This window comes from Enterococcus sp. S53, from assembly GCF_016516865.1.
Lineage (GTDB): Bacteria > Bacillota > Bacilli > Lactobacillales > Enterococcaceae > Enterococcus_D > Enterococcus_D innesii.
Genome location: NZ_JACVUH010000002.1, coordinates 257,553 through 275,912, shown reverse-complemented (window position 1 = coordinate 275,912; position 18,360 = coordinate 257,553). Strand labels below are relative to the sequence as shown.

Here is an 18,360-nt window from a genome sequence, read left to right as displayed (position 1 = left end):
AATGAAAACCAACCAAGAACAAGCAATGATTGGTTGTTCTTGGTTGGTTTTTATTGGTGTTCATTTCTAAAAAAATCAACGATTGGCTTCTAAGATTTCTGCCTGTAGGCGTTGGGCAGTTGGGGTCATGGCTAGACCGCCTTCAGCCGTTTCCTTGAAAATGCTAGGCATTTGCCGACCGACTTGATACATCGCTAAGACCACTTCATCTGGTGGGATGACACTTTCGATTCCTGCCAGTGCCATGTCGGCAGAGATAAAGGCTTGGGAAGATCCCAGGGCATTGCGCTTCACGCAGGGGACTTCGACTAAGCCCGCGACAGGGTCACAAATCAAGCCCATCATATTTTTTAACGTGATCGCCACCGCTTGAGCCGCTTGGTGAGGGGTGCCACCTTTTGCACAAACCAAAGCCGCCGCAGCCATTGCGCTAGCAGAACCGATCTCCGCTTGACAACCGCCTTCGGCACCGGAAATCGAGGCATTGTTGGCAATCACCAGACCAAAGGCGCCGGCTGTAAACAAAAAGTCGACTTGTTGCGCTCGAGTCAGTGCCAAACGCTCACGCACGGCCATCAATACACCAGAAACAACACCCGCACTACCGGCAGTCGGAGTGGCGCAAATCAAGCCCATTTTCGCGTTGACTTCATTGACTGCAATGGCATTTTGGACCGCTTGTAGAATGGTTTCTCCGCTTAAAAAATCACCGGCAGCAAGGTAGTCGTTCATCCGTGTCGCATCGCCACCGGTCAATCCCGTCACCGATTTAACACCAGAGACACCTTCAGCGACTGATTGTTCCATAACAACTAAATTCTTTTCCATGATTGCAAGGATCTGTTCGCGACTTCGGCCAGTATTTTCTGCTTCGATCGCAATCATCATCTCTGCAACGGAAGGATAATTTTTACTTTGTGTTACTAGTTCTTCTATTGTATAGAACATGTTCCTATCTCCTTTAATCAAAATACGCAGCGCTGTAAACGTGCGGCAAAACTTTGATTTGTTGCGCCAGCTGATCATTACGCTGATCGACTTCGATGATCATGATGGCTTTATCACCGACAGCTTCTCTTGTAACGGTCATCGTACCGATATTGATTTGAGCCTCTGATAGTAAATTGGTTACTTTCGCAATCATTCCTGGAACATCTTGATGGACGATCACATAAGTTGGCGTACCCAGCGTCAGAGAAATTTTGAAGCCGTTAAGCTCTGAGATTTGAATATTGCCACCACCAATCGAAATACCAGTGACGGATAGTTTGTGGATACCTTTTGTCAAAATCATCTTGACCATATTTGGATGTTCCGCTTTTTCTTTTTTAGGGACGAATAAGACTTCGATCCCTTTCTCATAAGCGATTTTTAAAGAGTCTGCTAGGCGAGCGTCATCTGGCTCCATGCCTAAGAGACCGCCAACTAACGCAATATCGGTTCCATGACCGCGATAGGTTTTGGCAAACGATTCATACAGCAGGATATCTACACTGTCTGGTTGTTCACCAAAAATACTGCGAACGATTTTTCCGATCCGGGCAGCACCGGCTGTATGAGAACTGCTGGGACCCACCATGATGGGTCCGATTATATCAAATACACTGCGGTATTTTAATTGTTCCATTTTTTCACCTCGATAGTAGTAAACGAATAGGGAAGAATTCCAGTAGTAGTGTAGCATAAAAAAATGAGAGAATGAAAAAAGCAGACCAAAAGCAAGGGATTTTTATTTATTTTTTTATCGAAGGAATAACGAAAAGCGCTGGTGAGTATTTTTTCGAAAAAATCAGCTGAAAAACCTTGAATTATTCCTTAAAGATGCTATAATATTCCAGTGTGCTTTCGTCACACGTTTTTTGTGTGTGCACATGAATCACCAAAGTGGGAGGAGAAATTTGGATCTCCAATTAACCACATCACGGACTCAAGGAGGTATGTCTCGTGGCAAAAAAAGTAGAAAAAATCGTTAAATTGCAAATTCCTGCAGGTAAAGCAACACCAGCTCCGCCGGTAGGTCCTGCGCTAGGTCAAGCGGGTATCAACATCATGGGATTCACTAAAGAATTTAATGCTCGTACAGCTGATCAAGCAGGTTTGATCATTCCAGTAGTGATCTCTGTATACGAAGACCGTTCATTTACTTTCGTTACAAAAACACCACCAGCAGCAGTATTGTTGAAAAAAGCAGCAAACGTTGAAAAAGGTTCAGGCGAACCAAACAAAACAAAAGTTGCAAAAGTTTCACGCGATCAAGTAAAAGAAATCGCTGAATTGAAAATGGAAGACCTAAACGCAGCTGACGTTGAAGCAGCAATGCGCATGGTTGAAGGAACTGCACGAAGCATGGGGATCACTGTAGAATAATTACAGCCCTAAGGAAGTAGCTTCTCAGTCGGCTTCATATTGAAAAATATGGGACACGTGGGAGGTTCTACCGTTATAACCACATCAAGGAGGAAACAAAATGGCTAAAAAAAGCAAAAAAATGCAAGAAGCATTGAAAAAAGTTGATGCTACAAAAGCTTATTCAGTTGAAGAAGCAGTAGCTTTGGCAAAAGAAACAAATATTGCAAAATTCGACGCAACGGTTGAAGTTGCTTACAAATTAAACGTAGACCCTAAAAAAGCGGATCAACAAATCCGTGGCGCGGTTGTATTACCAAACGGTACTGGTAAAACACAAACAGTTTTAGTTTTTGCTAAAGGCGATAAAGCCAAAGAAGCAGAAGCAGCTGGTGCTGATTTCGTTGGTGACGACGATATGGTTCAAAAAATCCAAGGTGGCTGGTTCGACTTTGACGTTGTTGTTGCAACGCCTGACATGATGGCTACTGTTGGTAAATTAGGTCGTGTATTAGGCCCTAAAGGTTTGATGCCTAACCCTAAAACTGGTACAGTAACAATGGACGTAACAAAAGCAGTTAACGAAGTAAAAGCTGGTAAAGTTACTTACCGTGTTGACAAAGCTGGAAACATCCACGTACCAATCGGAAAAGTTTCTTTTGAAGATGACAAATTGATCGAAAACTTCAAAACGATCCATGAAACATTGTTGAAAGCTAAACCTTCAGCAGCAAAAGGTCAATACATGAAAAATATCTCAGTTACAACAACATTTGGACCTGGGATCCATGTAGAACAAGCTTCTTTCTAATTTAATACAAAAATTTAAAACTTTTATTGACTTGACTGCCTTATCTATGGTAAGGTAGTCAAGGTTAAAAGTTTAACTGTACCGAAGACAGTAGGTGGCATTTGCCTTAATTTCCTACCGAGGACGTTTATTGAGAACCTTCAATAGTCCCTCTATGTCTACGGTGGCATAGAGTTTTTTATTGTCTTTTTTTAAGACAAAGGAACCGTTCGTTTCGAAGAAACTCTTCCATCAAAATCAGGAGGTGAAATATAAATGAGTGAAGCAGCTATCGCTAAAAAATCCGCGATCGTTGATGAAGTGAGTGAAAAATTCTCTGCAGCCGCATCTGTAGTCGTTGTTGACTACCGTGGACTAACTGTTGATGAAGTAACTCGCTTACGTAAACAATTGCGTGATGCAAACGTTGAGATGAAAGTTATCAAAAACTCAATTCTTTCTCGTGCTGCTGAAAAAGCTGGTCTAGAAGGTTTAGGTGAAGTATTCACTGGTCCTACTGCCGTAGCATTCAGTAACGAAGACGTTGTTGCACCTGCAAAAATCATTAACGATTTCGCAAAAGACGCAAAAGCTTTAGAAATCAAAGGCGGTATCATCGAAGGCAAAGTTTCTTCATTGGAAGAAATTACTGCATTGGCGAAATTGCCAAACCGCGAAGGACTTCTTTCTATGTTGCTATCTGTGCTACAAGCACCTATCCGCAACGTGGCTTACGCTGTCAAAGCAGTGGCAGAAAAAGAAGAAGATGCAGCATAATTGCCGCATGATTTTTCAGTATTAAAAAACTAAACTACTTACTTAAATGGAGGAAAACAAAATGGCATTGAACATTGAAAACATTGTCGAAGAGCTAAAAGGCGCGACAATCTTAGAATTAAACGATTTAATTAAAGCTATCGAAGAAGAATTTGGCGTATCTGCTGCAGCTCCTGTAGCTGTAGCTGGTGGAGCTGGCGATGCTGGTGCTGCTGAAGAACAAACTGAATTCACTGTAGAATTGACTGCAGCTGGCGATCAAAAAGTTAAAGTTATCAAAGCAGTTCGTGAAGCAACTGGCTTAGGCTTGAAAGAAGCGAAAGCAGTCGTTGACGGAGCTCCTTCAGCAGTTAAAGAAGGCATCTCTAAAGACGAAGCTGAAGCATTGAAAGCAGCTTTAGAAGAAGTTGGCGCTTCAGTAACAGTTAAATAATTTTTCTTAGTGCTGTATCCTTTGTTGTCAAAGGGTTCAGCGCTTTTTTTATTTTTTTGACCATACTTTTGACCATACTTTTAGAAATTGAGGTATCTAGCAAACTTTTCTGCCGAGATATCTTTTTGCTTTTTTGTTACATGAGCATAAATGTTCATAGTTGTCTGTATATCTGAATGTCCGAGACGAGTTTTCACGTCTTGTATGGACAATCCAGCTTCAAATAGTAAGCTACAGTGTGTATGTCGAAAGCCATGAATGGTGATATCTTTTAATCCGTTTTCTTTACATAACCTTTTTTGAATATTATTTGGTCTAAGTGGATCTAGATAATTGTTGTTCTTTGATGCAAAGATGATCTGATTAGGTCTGAGAGAGTTGTGACCAAATGATAATAAGTACTTTCTTTGATCTTGTCGCCATTTCTTTAAGATGTCAATTGTTGTATCATCCAAAGAAATTTCTCTAATAGATGCTTCTGTTTTGGGATGATTAATCACGATTTCATTTTTTGTGTTTCTAGCTATGGTTTTGTTGATTGTTAGCATCTTATTGTTGAAATCAATATCTTCCCATGTTAGTGCCAAAGCTTCGCCTTTCCTCATTCCAGTAAACGCCAGAAGTCTAAATAAGGGGTAGGATAGAGGGAAATTATCTTGTTTAGCAGCTTCCAAAAAAATTTTGAGTTCATCTGTTTCATAAAACTTTATGCGTTCGTCTTTTTTTCGGTATTTTCCTTTTGAAATATAGACATCTTTCATAGGATTTGTATTTATTACATTAATACGGACTGCATAATCAAAAACAGCTGTAGTGTATGTCTTTAAGGCTTTATAGGTTGAGTACTCATCTTTCCACTTATTAACGATTTTTTGACAATATGCGACAGTAAATGAGGATATCTTTCTTTTTCCAAAATAAGGAAATATATTTTTTGTGAAAAGAAAAGATACTCTTGATAGGGTACTCTCTCTGACAGTAGTTTTATATTCTTCAAACCACATATTTTGGATCTCTATAAAAGTATAATTTTTTTCTGGTGTATATTTGTTATCTTGTGCCTGCAATTCAAGTCTAGACTTTGCAATCCTAGCTTCTTTTTGTGTTTTAAAACCACGCCTAGTTGTATAAATCTTCTTTCCGCTTGCTGGATCAATACCTAAGTAAGCTTTAAACATCCAATATTTTTTACCGTCTTTTTTTTCATATTCTTTAATCATATTATTCCTCCTTTGCCATAGTTAAAAATGAAATACCCTCGGACAGTCCCCTAAATGAACACAAAATTTTTCCCTTAATTGATACCTCTGATAAATCATCCACTATGATTTCTTTTCTCTCCATAAACTGAGAAATAGGTGAAAAAACATGCTTAATGCCTGTAATTTCAACAACTGGTTCATATTTAAAAATGTGTCCATCGTAGCCGCTTGTATTAGCTTCTAAACATAATAAATCTCCAGACTTTATATAGTCAGAAGGATCGCCGAAAATTTGAATAAATGCTGCGATATCACCGTTGTTCAGAAATTGATTATCTTTAGTGGTTACAATGTTAGACAGTTTTATCGGTAATCCTTTCCAAGTTTGAGAGATTGTTACTTCTATATTTTCCATATACGTATCTCCAATCTAATTCATAATATAATTATTCTTGTACTCCTGAAAGCTTTACCACTCCTTGTACATTGTTATATTTTTCATCTGATATATACGCGCTAATGACTGGGGCTTTTACACTTACAAAGCTATTTTTGCTTATGATGGTTCCATAGAATAAAACTTTGGAATTTAGGTTTGCATCTTTCAAAATATTTATTAACTCAGCAACAGTAATTTCTTTTTCTTTATCAGTCAAAATGGTCACTCCTCTTGAGAAAACGAATGTATGTTCGCTTTTGTATTAAAAAAATATATTGTCAGAATTAGGTCTGACGAGGTACTTGCTCATGAATTGTTTAACAAAAGGTTCATATCTCAATTCGATTTCGTAGCTCTCTAAAAAATTTACATAATTAAAAGAACCAGGATCTAATTCCGGATTGCCTAATGTTACTTCAAGCATCTTTTCAATCATAAATTCTTCTGCTTCGTTTTCCATTTTAGAATGAAGGGCAAAAGTCTTTTTATAAAGTACATAATTATTTTTATGTTTAGCTGCATGTCCTAATTCGTGAAGAAGTCTTAACAGCTTAACACGATCAGACAGGCGAGCATCCAATACAATTGTGTTCATAATAGCAATATACTTTGCATCAGAATCGAGTCTTGGCGTTTCCATAATAGTGACGCCAAGCTCGTCTATAATCTGATTTACTTCATTATCCAAATCCAAACAAACCACCTACTCAGCATCAGAATTATTCTCAAGATACGCTTCAATAATACCAGTTAAAACTTTACGGTCATGTTCAGTTAAAGGCTTACCATCACTACTCATGACTGATTCAAGTGCTTCTTCTACTGTAAACTGAGGTTTACCAGATAGACTTGCTGTTGGGTTATCAGTTCTTCCTAATAAGTAATCGGTGGATACATTGAAATAATCAGCAACTTTTAATAAATTTGTGCCCTTGGGTATGTTCTTTTTCCAAGAATACAATGAGTTTTTACCAATTCCGATCTTTTCCTCTAAATCATTTACAGAAATCCCTTGTTTCGCACAAAGCAATTTTAACCTATCAAATGCTGTCATATTAACGATCCTCCAGAATCGCTACGACCCCAGTTAAAACTAGATGTAAAAATAGATGAAAAACTGTTGACAATTAAATCTAGATTTAATATACTGTGTTCGTAAGCTAATTTAATAAGCTAACAAGCAATAAGAAAGACACCCAACTAAAAATAAACAATTCGACGTCGCCAAACTAAGAATGTTGATTTAAAAGGGATAATTCTGTGCTTATTTAACTATGTTTCTATATTAAAACTAGTTTTAATATTTGTCAACAAAAATTAGCGAATTTAATTAGCTTACAAATTATAACAGAAAGGAGAGTTAACAGTATGTCACAAGATTTTATTTTAAAAGTCAGAATCCAGTTGGCTAAGTACGACAAGACACAGAATTGGTTGGCGGATACTATCGGTATTTCCAGAGCGTATATGTCCGATATTATGAACGGCAAGCGTAAACCAGACAAGCAAATTGAGCCTATCGAAAATGCTTTAGCTGCATTGAAGGAGGATGCGAATTAATGGAATTGCATATACCAGATGAATTGATACAGAAACAAATTGCTTTAGCGATTGTTACTATTTCGACTGCAGAAATTGAAAATCGCATGAAGCTGTTGACAAAAACACTTGAGTTACCACCGTACGGAAACAAAGAAACTATCAAGCATGTTTTAGGTATCGGAGACAAAAAACTCAACAAGTGGATTTCTATGGGATTAAAAATACAGGTTTGGAGTCCGCAAGATATTCGGATTGAGAGAGAATCGCTGCAGCATTTCTTAGCTGAGAATTTTGAGGTGTGAACATGACCTACACACTTGAACAAGAGCTACTAATTGACGCCATATCGAAGGATAAAATACGTATCTTAAACGATCAGCTACACGACCGCAAAAGCTTACTGAGCGATTCTCAACGAGAGCTGTTGCTCAGAGATCTGAAAAGGTACCAAGAATTACTTTATCAATGCCGCTTGAATCGGCAAATAGATTTGAGGTGAATTGTTTGAAAAAGAAATGGTTAGCAACATTACACGGCAATCCGTTATACAAAGCTAGACAGTTACAGGCAATTGCTTATGCGAGCATGATTCTTAATATTATTTTGCTGTTAATGCTGATACAAATTATGGTGGTGAAGTAGATGACCAAAGCAGAAATATTGGATTTATACTATCGAACGATTGACTGGAAAGAATGCTACTTCGAATCGCAAGCGTTGATGGAAGCTGGAACAAAATAAGAAAGGAGCAATATCATGGCAACTACTAGAAAAAGATTGACGGACTAAGGATTTGAGGAGGTTAAGAAGACACAAGATTATAGACTATTGCAACTAGTTATTAGCGAACCCGGTGATCGTTTCCATACTGTCCTGCACTGGTATACAGACACACCGAAGAAAATTTACATCAACATGTACAAAATCTCTGGTGCGGTCACAATTAGTAAAGATGACGTTTTGCGCAATCACAATAACTTGCATGACGGTGTTCTTAATAATTGGAAAAAATTCGAAGAGGGGTTTCCTGAAATTAAGAGTGCTCAATAAGGAGGGAGCGTATTGAAAGCTTGGACAACGAAAGAAATTGCATATGTTCTTAAAAATGCCTTGATGGCTGAAACAAACGAAGTCATTAATACGGAACAGATGGCGAAGAAATTACGGAGGTCGGTTCCAGCAGTTACGAAAAAGATCTCTGACATGAGAAAAGATGGGAAATTCCCAAAAATTCAAAAGGAACTTGCTTTTGATAGTGACGGCAGACCATGGACTGCTGCAGAAGAAAAGCGGTTGGTTGCAATGTATAAGCAAGGGGCTTCTTATGAGGAAATCGGAGAAGCGCTAGGGCGATCAAAAGGATCTTGTTCAAATAAATCCGCAAAACTCAGAGCCTCCGGAAGAGTTAAACCTCAAAAGTTAAGTTGTTGGCCAGAAGATGACATACGCATTTTATTAGACACAATCGAGTTTGACTCTAATGGCTATGTATCGAACTACGAAGAATTAGCAAAAGTGACTGGCAAGCAATATTCGCAAGTGGTTCAGAAAGTTGGTCGTCTGAGAAAAGAGGGAAGAATTCCTGCCAATGTAAAACCTGGAACTACCAGTTTGAAATCAAAACAATCAATGCAGAAATTCAATGATGCTCGATTTGCCCATTATGCGAAGAAGGAGGAAGACTCCATGCAAAAAGAACAGCCAATGCAATCAAAAAGTGTAACTGCCGGATCGCTCAGTATTGAATCCAAAGAAGAAAGTGTGATTCATACAGTTGTAATCTTTGCAGGCGTAGAAACACATACGTACTTCTCAGCAGATGGAACCAAAATTGCAGAAATACAAAAAGAGCCTACACCAGTTCCCGCTAGTGTAAGCCAAATGTAACATTATCAGTTAAGGAGAGTGTAACAATATGAACGAAAAAATTCAAGCTTTAGCAGACGAATTACAGCAAGAATGTCACAAAGAAGGTGTTGCTTTACTTTGTACCATGCAAAAAGAGGGAGAAGGAAAAGTGATGGTCGCCGGCAGTCTACCAGAAATCGGTTTGTTATTAGCATTGCAGGAGCGGAATTTAGATAATGAAAGTCCGATAAAAGCCGAAATTTTACGCAAAGCGGCGCTCCTATCACTAAAAGAAATGAAGACCGAAGAAGGAACGAACATCGGCCATACATTTGTGACTAACGATTTAAACGATATTCCGGAAATCTTAAAAAGTTTTATGCGAGGTGATTACGAGTGAGTGTGAAAATCAACAAATTAGAATTAGAAAACGTTAAACGTGTCAAAGCGGTAAAGATTGAACCCAATGCCAGCGGATTAACTATCGTTGGTGGAAACAATAACCAAGGGAAAACTAGTGTCATTGATGCCATTGCATGGGGGCTTGGTGGCAATAAATACAAACCAAGTCAAGCACATCGGGAAGGATCAGTCACACCACCACACCTTCATATCGTCATGAACAATGGTCTAGTCGTAGAGCGCAAGGGAAAGAATTCTGATTTGAAGGTCATTGATCCCAATGGAGAAAAAGCCGGACAGAACTTATTGAACAGCTTTGTCGAAGAGCTAGCCATTGATCTACCAAAATTTATGGATTCGTCTAGCAAGGAAAAAGCAAATATCCTCCTGCAGATTATTGGTGTGGGTGATCAACTGTTCGAACTAGAACGCAAGGAACAAGAAATCTATAACCAACGGCACACGATTGGCCAAATTGCCGATCAGAAGAAAAAGTTTGCAGCAGAGCAGCCATATTTTCCAGAAGCACCGAAGGAACCAATTGCAGTTGCTGATTTAGTTGCCAAGCAACAAGAGATCTTAGCCAGAAATGGTGAGAATCAACAAAAGCGAAATCAAGTCAATCAAATCACTTTTAAATTGGAACAATCGAAATCAAATATCCAAGCGATCAACATGAGGATTGAAGAACTTCAAGCGCAACTGCAGAAAGAACAAATTGAATTCAACCGATTAACATCGGACTTTGAAACAGCGCAAAAGACTGCTGAAAACCTACAAGATGAATCAACAAAAGAACTGCAACAAAATATCGCAGAAGTCGACGAGATCAATCGAAGAGTCCGAGCAAACTTAGACAAGGACAAAGCTGAAGAAGATGCGAAAGACTACCAGAATCAGTACGACGTGCTGACAAATGATATCACGGCGATTCGTGAAGAAAAGGTCTCGTTTCTAGCTAATGCGAAACTACCGCTTCAAGGGCTTTCTGTGGCTGATGGCGAGCTGATCTATAACGGCCAAAAATGGGATAACATGTCCGGATCTGATCAGTTAAAAGTATCGACGGCAATCGTCCGGAAACTAAAACCAGATTGCGGATTCATACTATTAGACAAACTTGAACAAATGGACATGGTTACGTTGAAGGAGTTTGGCCAGTGGCTGGAACAAGAAGGTCTACAGGCAATTGCGACACGTGTTTCAACAGGTGACGAGTGCGAGATCATTATTGAAGATGGCTATGTGACTGAAAATAAATTAGCATCATCTGAGGGCGGACCTACACCTCAGCAATCCCCACAACCTAAGTGGAAGGAAGGAGAATTTTAATGAACATTACGAAAGGTGTCATTGCAAGGGCACAAAAGGTCGTGATTTATGGGCCGGAAGGGATCGGGAAATCTACACTGGCTGCTCAGTTTCCTAATCCATTATTTATTGATACGGAAGGCAGTACCGACAATATGGACGTTGCACGTTTAGATAAACCTAGGAGCTGGTCGATGCTTTTACAGCAAATCGATTTCGTGAAACAAACGATGCCCTGTGCGACTTTAATCATTGATACTGCAGATTGGGCAGAGCGTTTATGCATCGAGCACATTTGTTCCCAGTACGGCAAAAAGGGAATCGAAGATTTTGGTTATGGAAATGGGTACACGTATCTTGCTGAAGAGTTTGGCCGGTTACTCAATAAGTTATCTGATCTCAAAGATATTGGCGTGAATGTTGTATTAACCGCACATGCCCAAATCCGTAAATTTGAACAACCAGATGAAATGGGAGCTTATGATCGGTGGGAACTGAAGCTGGGTAATAAAAAGACCCTAGCTACCACAGCCCCTTTAACAAAAGAGTGGGCGGATATGGTTTTATTCTGCAACTACAAAACGATGTCTGTCGCTTCGGATGACAAAGGAAAAAAATTCAAAGCACAAGGCGGAAAGCGTGTCATGCATACGACCCACCATCCAGCATGGGATGCAAAAAATCGATTTGGATTACTGGATGAGTTGGATATGGGCTTTGCAGGAATTGCACACATTTTCGCGTCTCAGCAAGCGCCACAGGTAACGGAACAACCAATTGCAACAAATACGCCAGCAACTGTTGAAACGCTAGTAAACAAGCCCGAACCGACTCAGGAAACACAATCTGTAACAACAGAGCCAAATTTTGATCGAGAGCCAGACGATTATGCAGGGATTCCACAACAACTCGTTGATTTGATGAAAATAAACAATGTCATTCCTGCAGAAATCATGGTTGCGACAGAATCAAAAGGGTACTATCCGACAGGTACACCGATTCAAAACTATGATCCGGGATACATCGATGGCGTGCTAGTTGCTGCATGGCCACAAGTATTTACTATGATTCAAGAAATTCGAAAAAACCAACAATTTTAGGAGGAACGATCAATGACACAACAATTTCAACAAGAACGAGAATTAAGCTGGGATGACACGATTGTCCAAGATAGTGAGTTTGTACTACTAGAACCGGGCGAATACTGGTTTAAAGTAGAAAAGTTTGAACGAGCACGTCATACTCCAAATCCAAATTCAAGAAGTCAAAATCCTTTGCCAGCGTGTAATAAAGCAATTTTGACATTAAAAATTGACACTCGAACAGGGGAAACCAAGACCGTAAAACACAATCTATTTCTGCATTCACGAACAGAAGGAATGGTTTCAGCGTTTTTTGGAGCCATTGGTCAAAAGAGACATGGTGAACAGTTGCAAATGAATTGGCAAACAGTGATTGGATCGATTGGCGTGACATCCATTAAAAAAGAAATGGGCAGCAATGGAAATGAATACAATTCTACTGGCTACATGATTTATTCCGAAGATGTGGATCCAACAAAACAACTAAATGATCGACCGGGATCAGCTCAATCGGCTTACCAACAACCACAAGCAAATTATCAAGCGCAGCCTGCAGCAAATCCAAATCAACCAGTAGCAAATCCAAATCAGCAACCAGCCCAAAACTATACCCAACCACCAGCAACGAACCAACCGCAACAAGGGTACCAACCGGGAGCATTTTAGGAGGACAGATCAAATGTATGTTTTTATTGTCTGGAAATATAGTATTTCAGGTTGGAGTAAAGAGATTTTGGAAGTATTTGATAGTGAAAGAAAAGCCCGAGAGTATGTCCAAACACTCTCGGGAAAACCACAGTATGAATTTAATATTCAAAAAATCTTAGTTAATTAACCATACCTTTTTTATCTGGATTATCGAACCATTTCTTAATAGTTGAAATGAACTCCCAAACATCATTTTCAGTTGGTCTTATAAAATCATCAGATGTAGGATTATCGCCCATTTTTTCAAAAACATCTGTTAGCCAGTTTGATCCATGTCCAAGCACACCTAGGTGTTTCATCCAGGATTCTAATTCGCCGGCAGGAACTGGAAATAAGCCGTAAGAATTTAGTGTATCCATGAAATCCATACCCATTTGATAGGTTTCTGGATTTGATTTTTTTAAGATTTCAAGTCCTTCCTTTTTCATGAATTCAGGCTTGGTTGAGCCGTGTTCGTTTTGTAATTTATCAAATGCTTCTTTTAAAGTTGTTCTATTACTTTGAAGTCCAGAATAAGAAGGAACTGGAATATTAGCTGGTGCAAGATATTTATCAGCAAACTCACCTTTTCCATCCTTTAGGAAATCAAGGTCAACAATTGCAATTGCTGAGACACCAATAGCTCTTAAAGTTTTGACAATAATTCCAGTTGTCTGCTTATTTTGTGCATTAACAAAAAGACAATCTTTAATGCCCCATTCGGGTTTATATTCAAGTAATCTGCTGTTTATTTCTTCATAAAAAGCTCTGTCAGAGTCACTTTCAGTAACGATTACCCGTTGATAAAAAATAGCTTTTAAAACATTTGTTGATTTCAGTAATGGGTTGTTCATTATTTTTATAAGTAAGTCCTGATCGATGGGACGGAATGTAGATTTTTCATTTTCATAAGTTAATCGGACGATATTTAATGGAACGTGAGCTTCAAAGCATCCCATAATAAAGTCAGCGCTGTGAGTACTAATAAAGATTTGTTTCTCACTATCAGAGGTAACAAATTTTGAGATTACATTTCCAAGTTTTCGGGCTAAAGGCGGGTGAAGAAATGCTTCAGGCTCATCTAGAAGTAATACATTGGGATTACCAGCAACTATTTCAGAAAGAATTCCAAGATAAGCTTTTCGACCGTCGCTAGAATTCTCAGAGCTATATGAGTTAGACAGCAAAAATTCGGCTGCTGCTGGTCTTACGCTAAGCCGTAATTCTTCAGATAGAGGTTTTTTTGATAGGACGAACTTTGCCTGACCGCTAATGATAAAAATTTCTAGATACAAACTAAAAGCATCAAATATATATTCGCGCATAGTATTCAATAAAGTTTCATCATTTAACAATGTATTAACAGTATTTGAAATACTAGTATTGCTTATTGTAGAAAAATCCATTGATTCCATTGACTGGAGCCTAGTTGCACCGCTAAGAAGAAGAACATTACTTTGCAATACAGCATATTTGAAAAGTCTATAGTTATCGGATTTATAGTCATCTACTTTTCCTTCTGAAAAATCATTGAATTCTCGAATTGGAATGGAACCATATTGACTATTGTATTGATCTTTTTCAAAAAAGTACATATATGATTCATAAGCGCTAACCTTTTTCTCCTCGTTTTGTTTACGAAGCATATCTGTAATTTCTGTTGGAGGAGTAGATAAGATTATGTCATCTATTAAAACTGACTCTGGAACATCATATCTAATCGTTAAATTTTGAAAGATTTCTCTTAATAATAATGACTTTCCAGAATTATTAGGACCTACAAAAATATTTAGAGAATTTGGAGAATACGGTTTTGTTTTTTTACTTTCTGTACTTTTTATAAAAAGTTTATTTATCATATTTTTCCTCCATTGTTTTTCAATAATTATACAACTTAAGAAAGGAATTTTCTATGCAATTAAGACCATATCAACAAGAAGCACGTAGTTCTATCCAAAAAGAATGGCAGGAAGGGAAAAAGCGCACATTGCTAGTTCTGCCTACTGGCTGCGGGAAAACAATTGTGTTCAGTAAGGTCATCGAAGATCGGGTGAGAACGGGCGAGCGAGTGCTCGTCCTTGCCCATCGGGGAGAATTACTGGATCAAGCTTCTGACAAATTAGAAAAGTCGACAGGACTAAAAACAGCAGTTGAAAAAGCGGAAAAAACGAGCCTTGGAAGTTTTTTTCGGGTCGTGGTGGGATCCATTCAGAGTATGCAACGCGAGAAGCGACTAAGTCAGTTTCCGCCTAATTACTTTGATACGATCATCATCGATGAAGCTCATCATTGTATTAGTGATGGTTATCAAAGAGTACTGAGCCATTTTGAGGATTCAAATGTACTAGGGGTTACAGCTACGCCAGATCGTGGTGATATGCGAAACCTCGGTACATATTTCGAGTCCTTAGCTTATGAATACACATTACCAGCAGCAATCAAAGAAGGATTTTTATCGCCAATCAAAGCACTAACTATTCCCTTGAAATTAGACTTAACTGCAGTGAAACAACAAGCCGGGGATTTTTCTTCAAGAGATTTAGGTACTGCATTGGATCCCTATCTTTATCAAATCGCTGATGAAATGGTTAAGCACTGTTCAAATAGAAAAACAGTGGTATTTCTACCATTAGTAAAAACCAGTAAAAAATTCCGGGATATCTTAAATGAACGTGGATTCCGTGCAGGAGAAGTAAATGGCGATTCAAAAGACCGTGTGGAAGTTTTGGAAGACTTTGAGAATGACAGATACAACGTCCTTTGTAACTCGATGCTGTTAACTGAAGGGTGGGACTGTCCATCCGTCGATTGCATCGTGGTACTACGCCCTACAAAAGTTCGATCCCTTTACAGTCAAATGGTGGGACGTGGAACTCGATTACATGAAGGCAAAGAAGAACTTTTGTTGCTTGATTTTCTTTGGCACACGGAACGGCATGAGCTTTGCCATCCAGCACACTTGATTGCTTCAAGTGATGAGGTTGCTCAGACAATGACTGAAAACATTGAAGATGCCGGCGAACAAGGATTGGCATTGGATTTGGAAGAAGCAGAAGTGCAAGCCGAAAAAGATGTCATTGCGGAACGTGAGGAAGCCTTGGCAAAACAATTAGCAGAAATGCGCCGAAGAAAGCAAAAGCTTGTGGATCCACTGCAATTTGAAATGTCTATTCAAGCCGAGGATTTAACGAGTTATGTACCATCCTTTGGTTGGGAAATGGTACCGCCGTCTGATCAACAGGTGTCAGCGTTAGAAAAACTGGGTATTTTACCAGATCAAATTGATAATGCCGGAAAGGCAAGCTTGATCTTGGAACGTTTGAATAAAAGAAAAGAAGCAGGCCTTGCGACACCGAAACAAATCCGTCAACTTGAACAACGTGGCTTTAAGAACGTTGGTATGTGGTCCTTTGATAGTGCTAAAAACATGATCGGTCGCATTGCATCTAACGGATGGCGCACACCAAACACAGTTATTCCTGAAACTTATGTTCCTATCGGATTAGAGGTGTAGTGATGGATCTTAAAATGTACAAAGTCATTTATATTGATTGGAAAGGTCGAACCCTAACAATGTATTTGCATGGCTACAATGAGAAAGATGTGGAAGAACAAGCGATGGTCGCTCAGGGAGAGTTTAAAATTAGTAAGATTTCTGTGTTTCAGTAATAGAGAATAGGAGGAATAAGTAAATGAAAAAAGCGTTTGGTTATAGTCAAATGAAGTTTAACTACATTACTGACTATGCAAATGATATTGCAGAACGATCAGTTCAGCTAGAGATGGCGTGGAGTAATCGGGATAACTTTAAATCTGAAATAGATGTACAAGAGTGGATGAAAAATCAAGTGGAAGCTTTAGAAATGTCTATGAGAGAACTGTCAAAACATCTAAAACCAGATAAAGATTGCATTAAACAGCAACAAGCCAATGAATCATAAAAAAACAATCGTCATAACGATTTTATCTGTTCTGGCACTATGTTATCTAACTATTACAATTGTGAATCAGCAGAAACAGATCAATAAGCTTCAAGAACAACTACAACATGAAACACTCAAGTACAGAATGTTATATCGAGATCCGATCGTCCGTAAAGTTATAGAAAGCGGGGGATGACTATGGCTTATGCAGTATTAGGATTTTCGTTGTTCGTTGCGATTATGGTCATTTCAGTGATCATTGGTAAAAAAATAGATGAAAAAGAGGGAAAATAATTTTGAAAGGAACAGGCATGTGGAAAGCAAATTAGATTTAAGAGAGCCGGAAAATTCTCTCCAAGAAAAATCCGGCAACATAAATAGCGATGTTATAGAAGTTTTAGAATTTGGACTTTCTATAGTTAAAAAATCTGATTATTTTCTTTAGTTAACAATCTGAAAACAACGCCTAGTTAAAGAATCAAGCAAATATACTACTGAATAGAGGGATTCAAATGGTAAAAATTATACTTATTTCTGTTCTTGTTTCTTTTGTTACAACATCAATAATGATCAGGTTTCATATGAAGATGATGGAGAAATGGCTAGAACATTTTTTTGAGAAAGAATTATCGTTTATAAAAAAGGAGTTAGATACAAGTGTTAAAAAATGAAATACCAAAAGGAGATAAGTCTATTACGCCCTTTTCGAGTATTAAATGACAGTTACGAGGCAGATTTGTTTTTGAAGGATCTTTTTCTAATTGTTTCTTCATGAGAGTAAATTCTGTTTCGATCTCTTCATATACTAATGGATTTGTTAATTTAGCACCTTGAGAAATTATTATCAAGCCTAATCTATTAATAGAAGAGATACTGAATTCGTTCTGGAGGTACTCTTTTCTATTTTTAGAGTAATAGAAAAAATCAATAAATGGAAAGGATTTAGTTGCATACTCTTTTTCAAAATCTTCCCAAGATGGGAGCTGTGGTAACTCAAAAAATGTCTTCTTTCCTTTCGTTTCTATCTTTTTAGTAAAGTCAGAAGTGCTTTTTTTATCTTCAACTGCAGTTATTTTTCCATAAGGCAAACGTGTGTAAGTTTGAAATTCTTTCAAAAAAACAGCGTCTTCTGAAGATAACTGCTTTATGACTTCAACAAAAGAAGGATGAATGTATTTTTGTTTGCTCTTATCCATGGATGAAGCAATCAATTTAGCAAACATAGTTCTCAATTCTTCCTCTTCAATATAATATTTTGAAGCTTCTAGAGCTGGTCCTACTATTGATAACGGAGGTTCTTGAAGACTTTCTTCAGGAATTATCACAAGTTCTTGAGCGATTTTCTCTTTGTAATCTTTAATGTATATTTCATTTTTAACGCGTTTCTTTTCTGCATATAAATGAAGTTTTTCGAAACCAACAAGAGACATAATGTCATCCAACGCTTGAGCCGGTCCTTTAGCACCTTTGAAAGCATTGGTAGACATTGCGGTTGCAAACGAAGTAACTACTGTTGGTATTAGTTCAATCATAAAATAACCTCAATTCATTTTTAATTTATTATAGCAAAGAAAGCAT

Annotated in this window: 25 protein-coding genes and 1 other annotated feature; of the genes, 16 read left to right on the top strand and 9 right to left on the bottom strand. The window is 38.2% G+C overall.

Annotated features, from left to right (window positions below):
* Positions 1–75 precede the first annotated feature (75 nt).
* Positions 76–948: an L-serine ammonia-lyase, iron-sulfur-dependent, subunit alpha gene (gene sdaAA, locus IAE45_RS04300; RefSeq protein ID WP_077452491.1), complete on the bottom strand. Its 873-nt coding sequence runs from the start codon at positions 946–948 to the stop codon at positions 76–78.
* A gap of 13 nt (positions 949–961) precedes the next feature.
* Positions 962–1,627 (bottom strand): L-serine ammonia-lyase, iron-sulfur-dependent subunit beta, encoded by a 666-nt coding sequence (gene sdaAB, locus IAE45_RS04295; protein ID WP_200125135.1) that lies wholly within the window; start codon positions 1,625–1,627, stop codon positions 962–964.
* 317 nt (positions 1,628–1,944) lie between these two features.
* Here sdaAB and rplK point away from each other — a divergent pair, with 317 nt between their 5' ends.
* The 4 genes from rplK to rplL all read left to right on the top strand — a co-directional run bounded on the left by rplK (position 1,945) and on the right by rplL (position 4,346).
* Positions 1,945–2,367, top strand: coding sequence for a 50S ribosomal protein L11 (rplK, locus tag IAE45_RS04290; protein ID WP_005229787.1), 423 nt, complete (start codon positions 1,945–1,947; stop codon positions 2,365–2,367).
* Between the two features lie 100 nt (positions 2,368–2,467).
* Positions 2,468–3,157, top strand: a complete 690-nt coding sequence (gene rplA, locus IAE45_RS04285) for a 50S ribosomal protein L1 (protein ID WP_005229790.1) — start codon at positions 2,468–2,470, stop codon at positions 3,155–3,157.
* A gap of 63 nt (positions 3,158–3,220) precedes the next feature.
* Positions 3,221–3,347 (top strand) — a sequence feature (ribosomal protein L10 leader region).
* Between the two features lie 65 nt (positions 3,348–3,412).
* Positions 3,413–3,913 carry a 50S ribosomal protein L10 gene (gene rplJ, locus IAE45_RS04280; protein ID WP_016610861.1) on the top strand — a complete coding sequence of 167 codons (501 nt, stop codon included), beginning with the start codon at positions 3,413–3,415 and terminating at the stop codon, positions 3,911–3,913.
* A gap of 61 nt (positions 3,914–3,974) precedes the next feature.
* Positions 3,975–4,346: a 50S ribosomal protein L7/L12 gene (gene rplL, locus IAE45_RS04275; protein ID WP_003127081.1), complete on the top strand. Its 372-nt coding sequence runs from the start codon at positions 3,975–3,977 to the stop codon at positions 4,344–4,346.
* An 80-nt stretch (positions 4,347–4,426) separates the two neighbouring features.
* Here rplL and IAE45_RS04270 read toward each other — a convergent pair whose 3' ends face one another.
* Genes IAE45_RS04270 through IAE45_RS04250 form a run of 5 tightly spaced genes read right to left on the bottom strand, consistent with a single transcriptional unit; the run spans position 4,427 to position 7,041 of the window.
* Positions 4,427–5,566 carry a tyrosine-type recombinase/integrase gene (locus tag IAE45_RS04270; protein ID WP_200125134.1) on the bottom strand — a complete coding sequence of 380 codons (1,140 nt, stop codon included), beginning with the start codon at positions 5,564–5,566 and terminating at the stop codon, positions 4,427–4,429.
* Position 5,567: 1 nt separating this feature from the next.
* Positions 5,568–5,963: a hypothetical protein gene (locus IAE45_RS04265; protein WP_200125132.1), complete on the bottom strand. Its 396-nt coding sequence runs from the start codon at positions 5,961–5,963 to the stop codon at positions 5,568–5,570.
* A 31-nt stretch (positions 5,964–5,994) separates the two neighbouring features.
* Positions 5,995–6,204: a hypothetical protein gene (locus IAE45_RS04260; protein WP_200125130.1), complete on the bottom strand. Its 210-nt coding sequence runs from the start codon at positions 6,202–6,204 to the stop codon at positions 5,995–5,997.
* Positions 6,205–6,249: 45 nt separating this feature from the next.
* On the bottom strand, positions 6,250–6,675 hold the full coding sequence (locus IAE45_RS04255) for an ImmA/IrrE family metallo-endopeptidase (protein ID WP_233618945.1): 426 nt from the start codon (positions 6,673–6,675) through the stop codon (positions 6,250–6,252).
* A 15-nt stretch (positions 6,676–6,690) separates the two neighbouring features.
* On the bottom strand, positions 6,691–7,041 hold the full coding sequence (locus tag IAE45_RS04250) for a helix-turn-helix domain-containing protein (RefSeq protein WP_010749453.1): 351 nt from the start codon (positions 7,039–7,041) through the stop codon (positions 6,691–6,693).
* Between the two features lie 314 nt (positions 7,042–7,355).
* On the opposite strand from IAE45_RS04250, the gene IAE45_RS04245 reads away from it, so the two are divergent.
* The 8 genes from IAE45_RS04245 (at position 7,356) to IAE45_RS04210 (ending at position 13,007) form a co-directional block, all read left to right on the top strand.
* A complete protein-coding gene (locus IAE45_RS04245; protein ID WP_200125126.1) occupies positions 7,356–7,547 on the top strand; it encodes a helix-turn-helix domain-containing protein in 192 nt (63 codons plus the stop codon).
* A complete protein-coding gene (locus tag IAE45_RS04240; RefSeq protein WP_200125124.1) occupies positions 7,547–7,831 on the top strand; it encodes a hypothetical protein in 285 nt (94 codons plus the stop codon). The genes IAE45_RS04245 and IAE45_RS04240 overlap by 1 nt, the downstream gene beginning before the upstream one ends.
* Before the next feature lie 760 nt (positions 7,832–8,591).
* On the top strand, positions 8,592–9,416 hold the full coding sequence (locus tag IAE45_RS04235) for a helix-turn-helix domain containing protein (protein ID WP_200125122.1): 825 nt from the start codon (positions 8,592–8,594) through the stop codon (positions 9,414–9,416).
* Positions 9,417–9,444: 28 nt separating this feature from the next.
* Positions 9,445–9,777, top strand: coding sequence for a hypothetical protein (locus IAE45_RS04230; RefSeq protein WP_200125120.1), 333 nt, complete (start codon positions 9,445–9,447; stop codon positions 9,775–9,777).
* Positions 9,774–11,111 (top strand): AAA family ATPase, encoded by a 1,338-nt coding sequence (locus IAE45_RS04225; RefSeq protein ID WP_200125118.1) that lies wholly within the window; start codon positions 9,774–9,776, stop codon positions 11,109–11,111. The genes IAE45_RS04230 and IAE45_RS04225 overlap by 4 nt, the downstream gene beginning before the upstream one ends.
* Positions 11,111–12,190 (top strand): ATP-binding protein, encoded by a 1,080-nt coding sequence (locus tag IAE45_RS04220; protein ID WP_200125116.1) that lies wholly within the window; start codon positions 11,111–11,113, stop codon positions 12,188–12,190. The genes IAE45_RS04225 and IAE45_RS04220 overlap by 1 nt, the downstream gene beginning before the upstream one ends.
* Positions 12,191–12,202: 12 nt before the next feature.
* Positions 12,203–12,838, top strand: a complete 636-nt coding sequence (locus IAE45_RS04215) for a hypothetical protein (RefSeq protein ID WP_200125114.1) — start codon at positions 12,203–12,205, stop codon at positions 12,836–12,838.
* A gap of 13 nt (positions 12,839–12,851) precedes the next feature.
* Positions 12,852–13,007 (top strand): hypothetical protein, encoded by a 156-nt coding sequence (locus IAE45_RS04210; protein ID WP_016613107.1) that lies wholly within the window; start codon positions 12,852–12,854, stop codon positions 13,005–13,007.
* On the opposite strand, the gene IAE45_RS04205 is transcribed toward IAE45_RS04210, so the two are convergent.
* Positions 13,000–14,718, bottom strand: a complete 1,719-nt coding sequence (locus IAE45_RS04205) for an ATP-dependent nuclease (RefSeq protein WP_200125112.1) — start codon at positions 14,716–14,718, stop codon at positions 13,000–13,002. The genes IAE45_RS04210 and IAE45_RS04205 overlap by 8 nt on opposite strands.
* Positions 14,719–14,771: 53 nt before the next feature.
* Here IAE45_RS04205 and IAE45_RS04200 point away from each other — a divergent pair, with 53 nt between their 5' ends.
* From IAE45_RS04200 to IAE45_RS19170, 4 genes are all read left to right on the top strand, one after another.
* Complete coding sequence (locus IAE45_RS04200; RefSeq protein ID WP_200125110.1) at positions 14,772–16,373, top strand: DEAD/DEAH box helicase; 1,602 nt, start codon at positions 14,772–14,774, stop codon at positions 16,371–16,373.
* Between the two features lie 2 nt (positions 16,374–16,375).
* The gene (locus IAE45_RS04195; RefSeq protein ID WP_200125108.1) at positions 16,376–16,528 is read left to right on the top strand and encodes a hypothetical protein; all 153 of its coding nucleotides are present in this window, start codon (positions 16,376–16,378) and stop codon (positions 16,526–16,528) included.
* Positions 16,529–16,551: 23 nt separating this feature from the next.
* Positions 16,552–16,800, top strand: a complete 249-nt coding sequence (locus IAE45_RS04190; protein WP_200125106.1) for a hypothetical protein — start codon at positions 16,552–16,554, stop codon at positions 16,798–16,800.
* A 295-nt stretch (positions 16,801–17,095) separates the two neighbouring features.
* Complete coding sequence (locus tag IAE45_RS19170; RefSeq protein WP_267907342.1) at positions 17,096–17,227, top strand: hypothetical protein; 132 nt, start codon at positions 17,096–17,098, stop codon at positions 17,225–17,227.
* A gap of 202 nt (positions 17,228–17,429) precedes the next feature.
* On the opposite strand, the gene IAE45_RS04185 is transcribed toward IAE45_RS19170, so the two are convergent.
* Positions 17,430–18,314, bottom strand: a complete 885-nt coding sequence (locus tag IAE45_RS04185; RefSeq protein WP_200125104.1) for a DUF4393 domain-containing protein — start codon at positions 18,312–18,314, stop codon at positions 17,430–17,432.
* Positions 18,315–18,360: the final 46 nt, after the last annotated feature.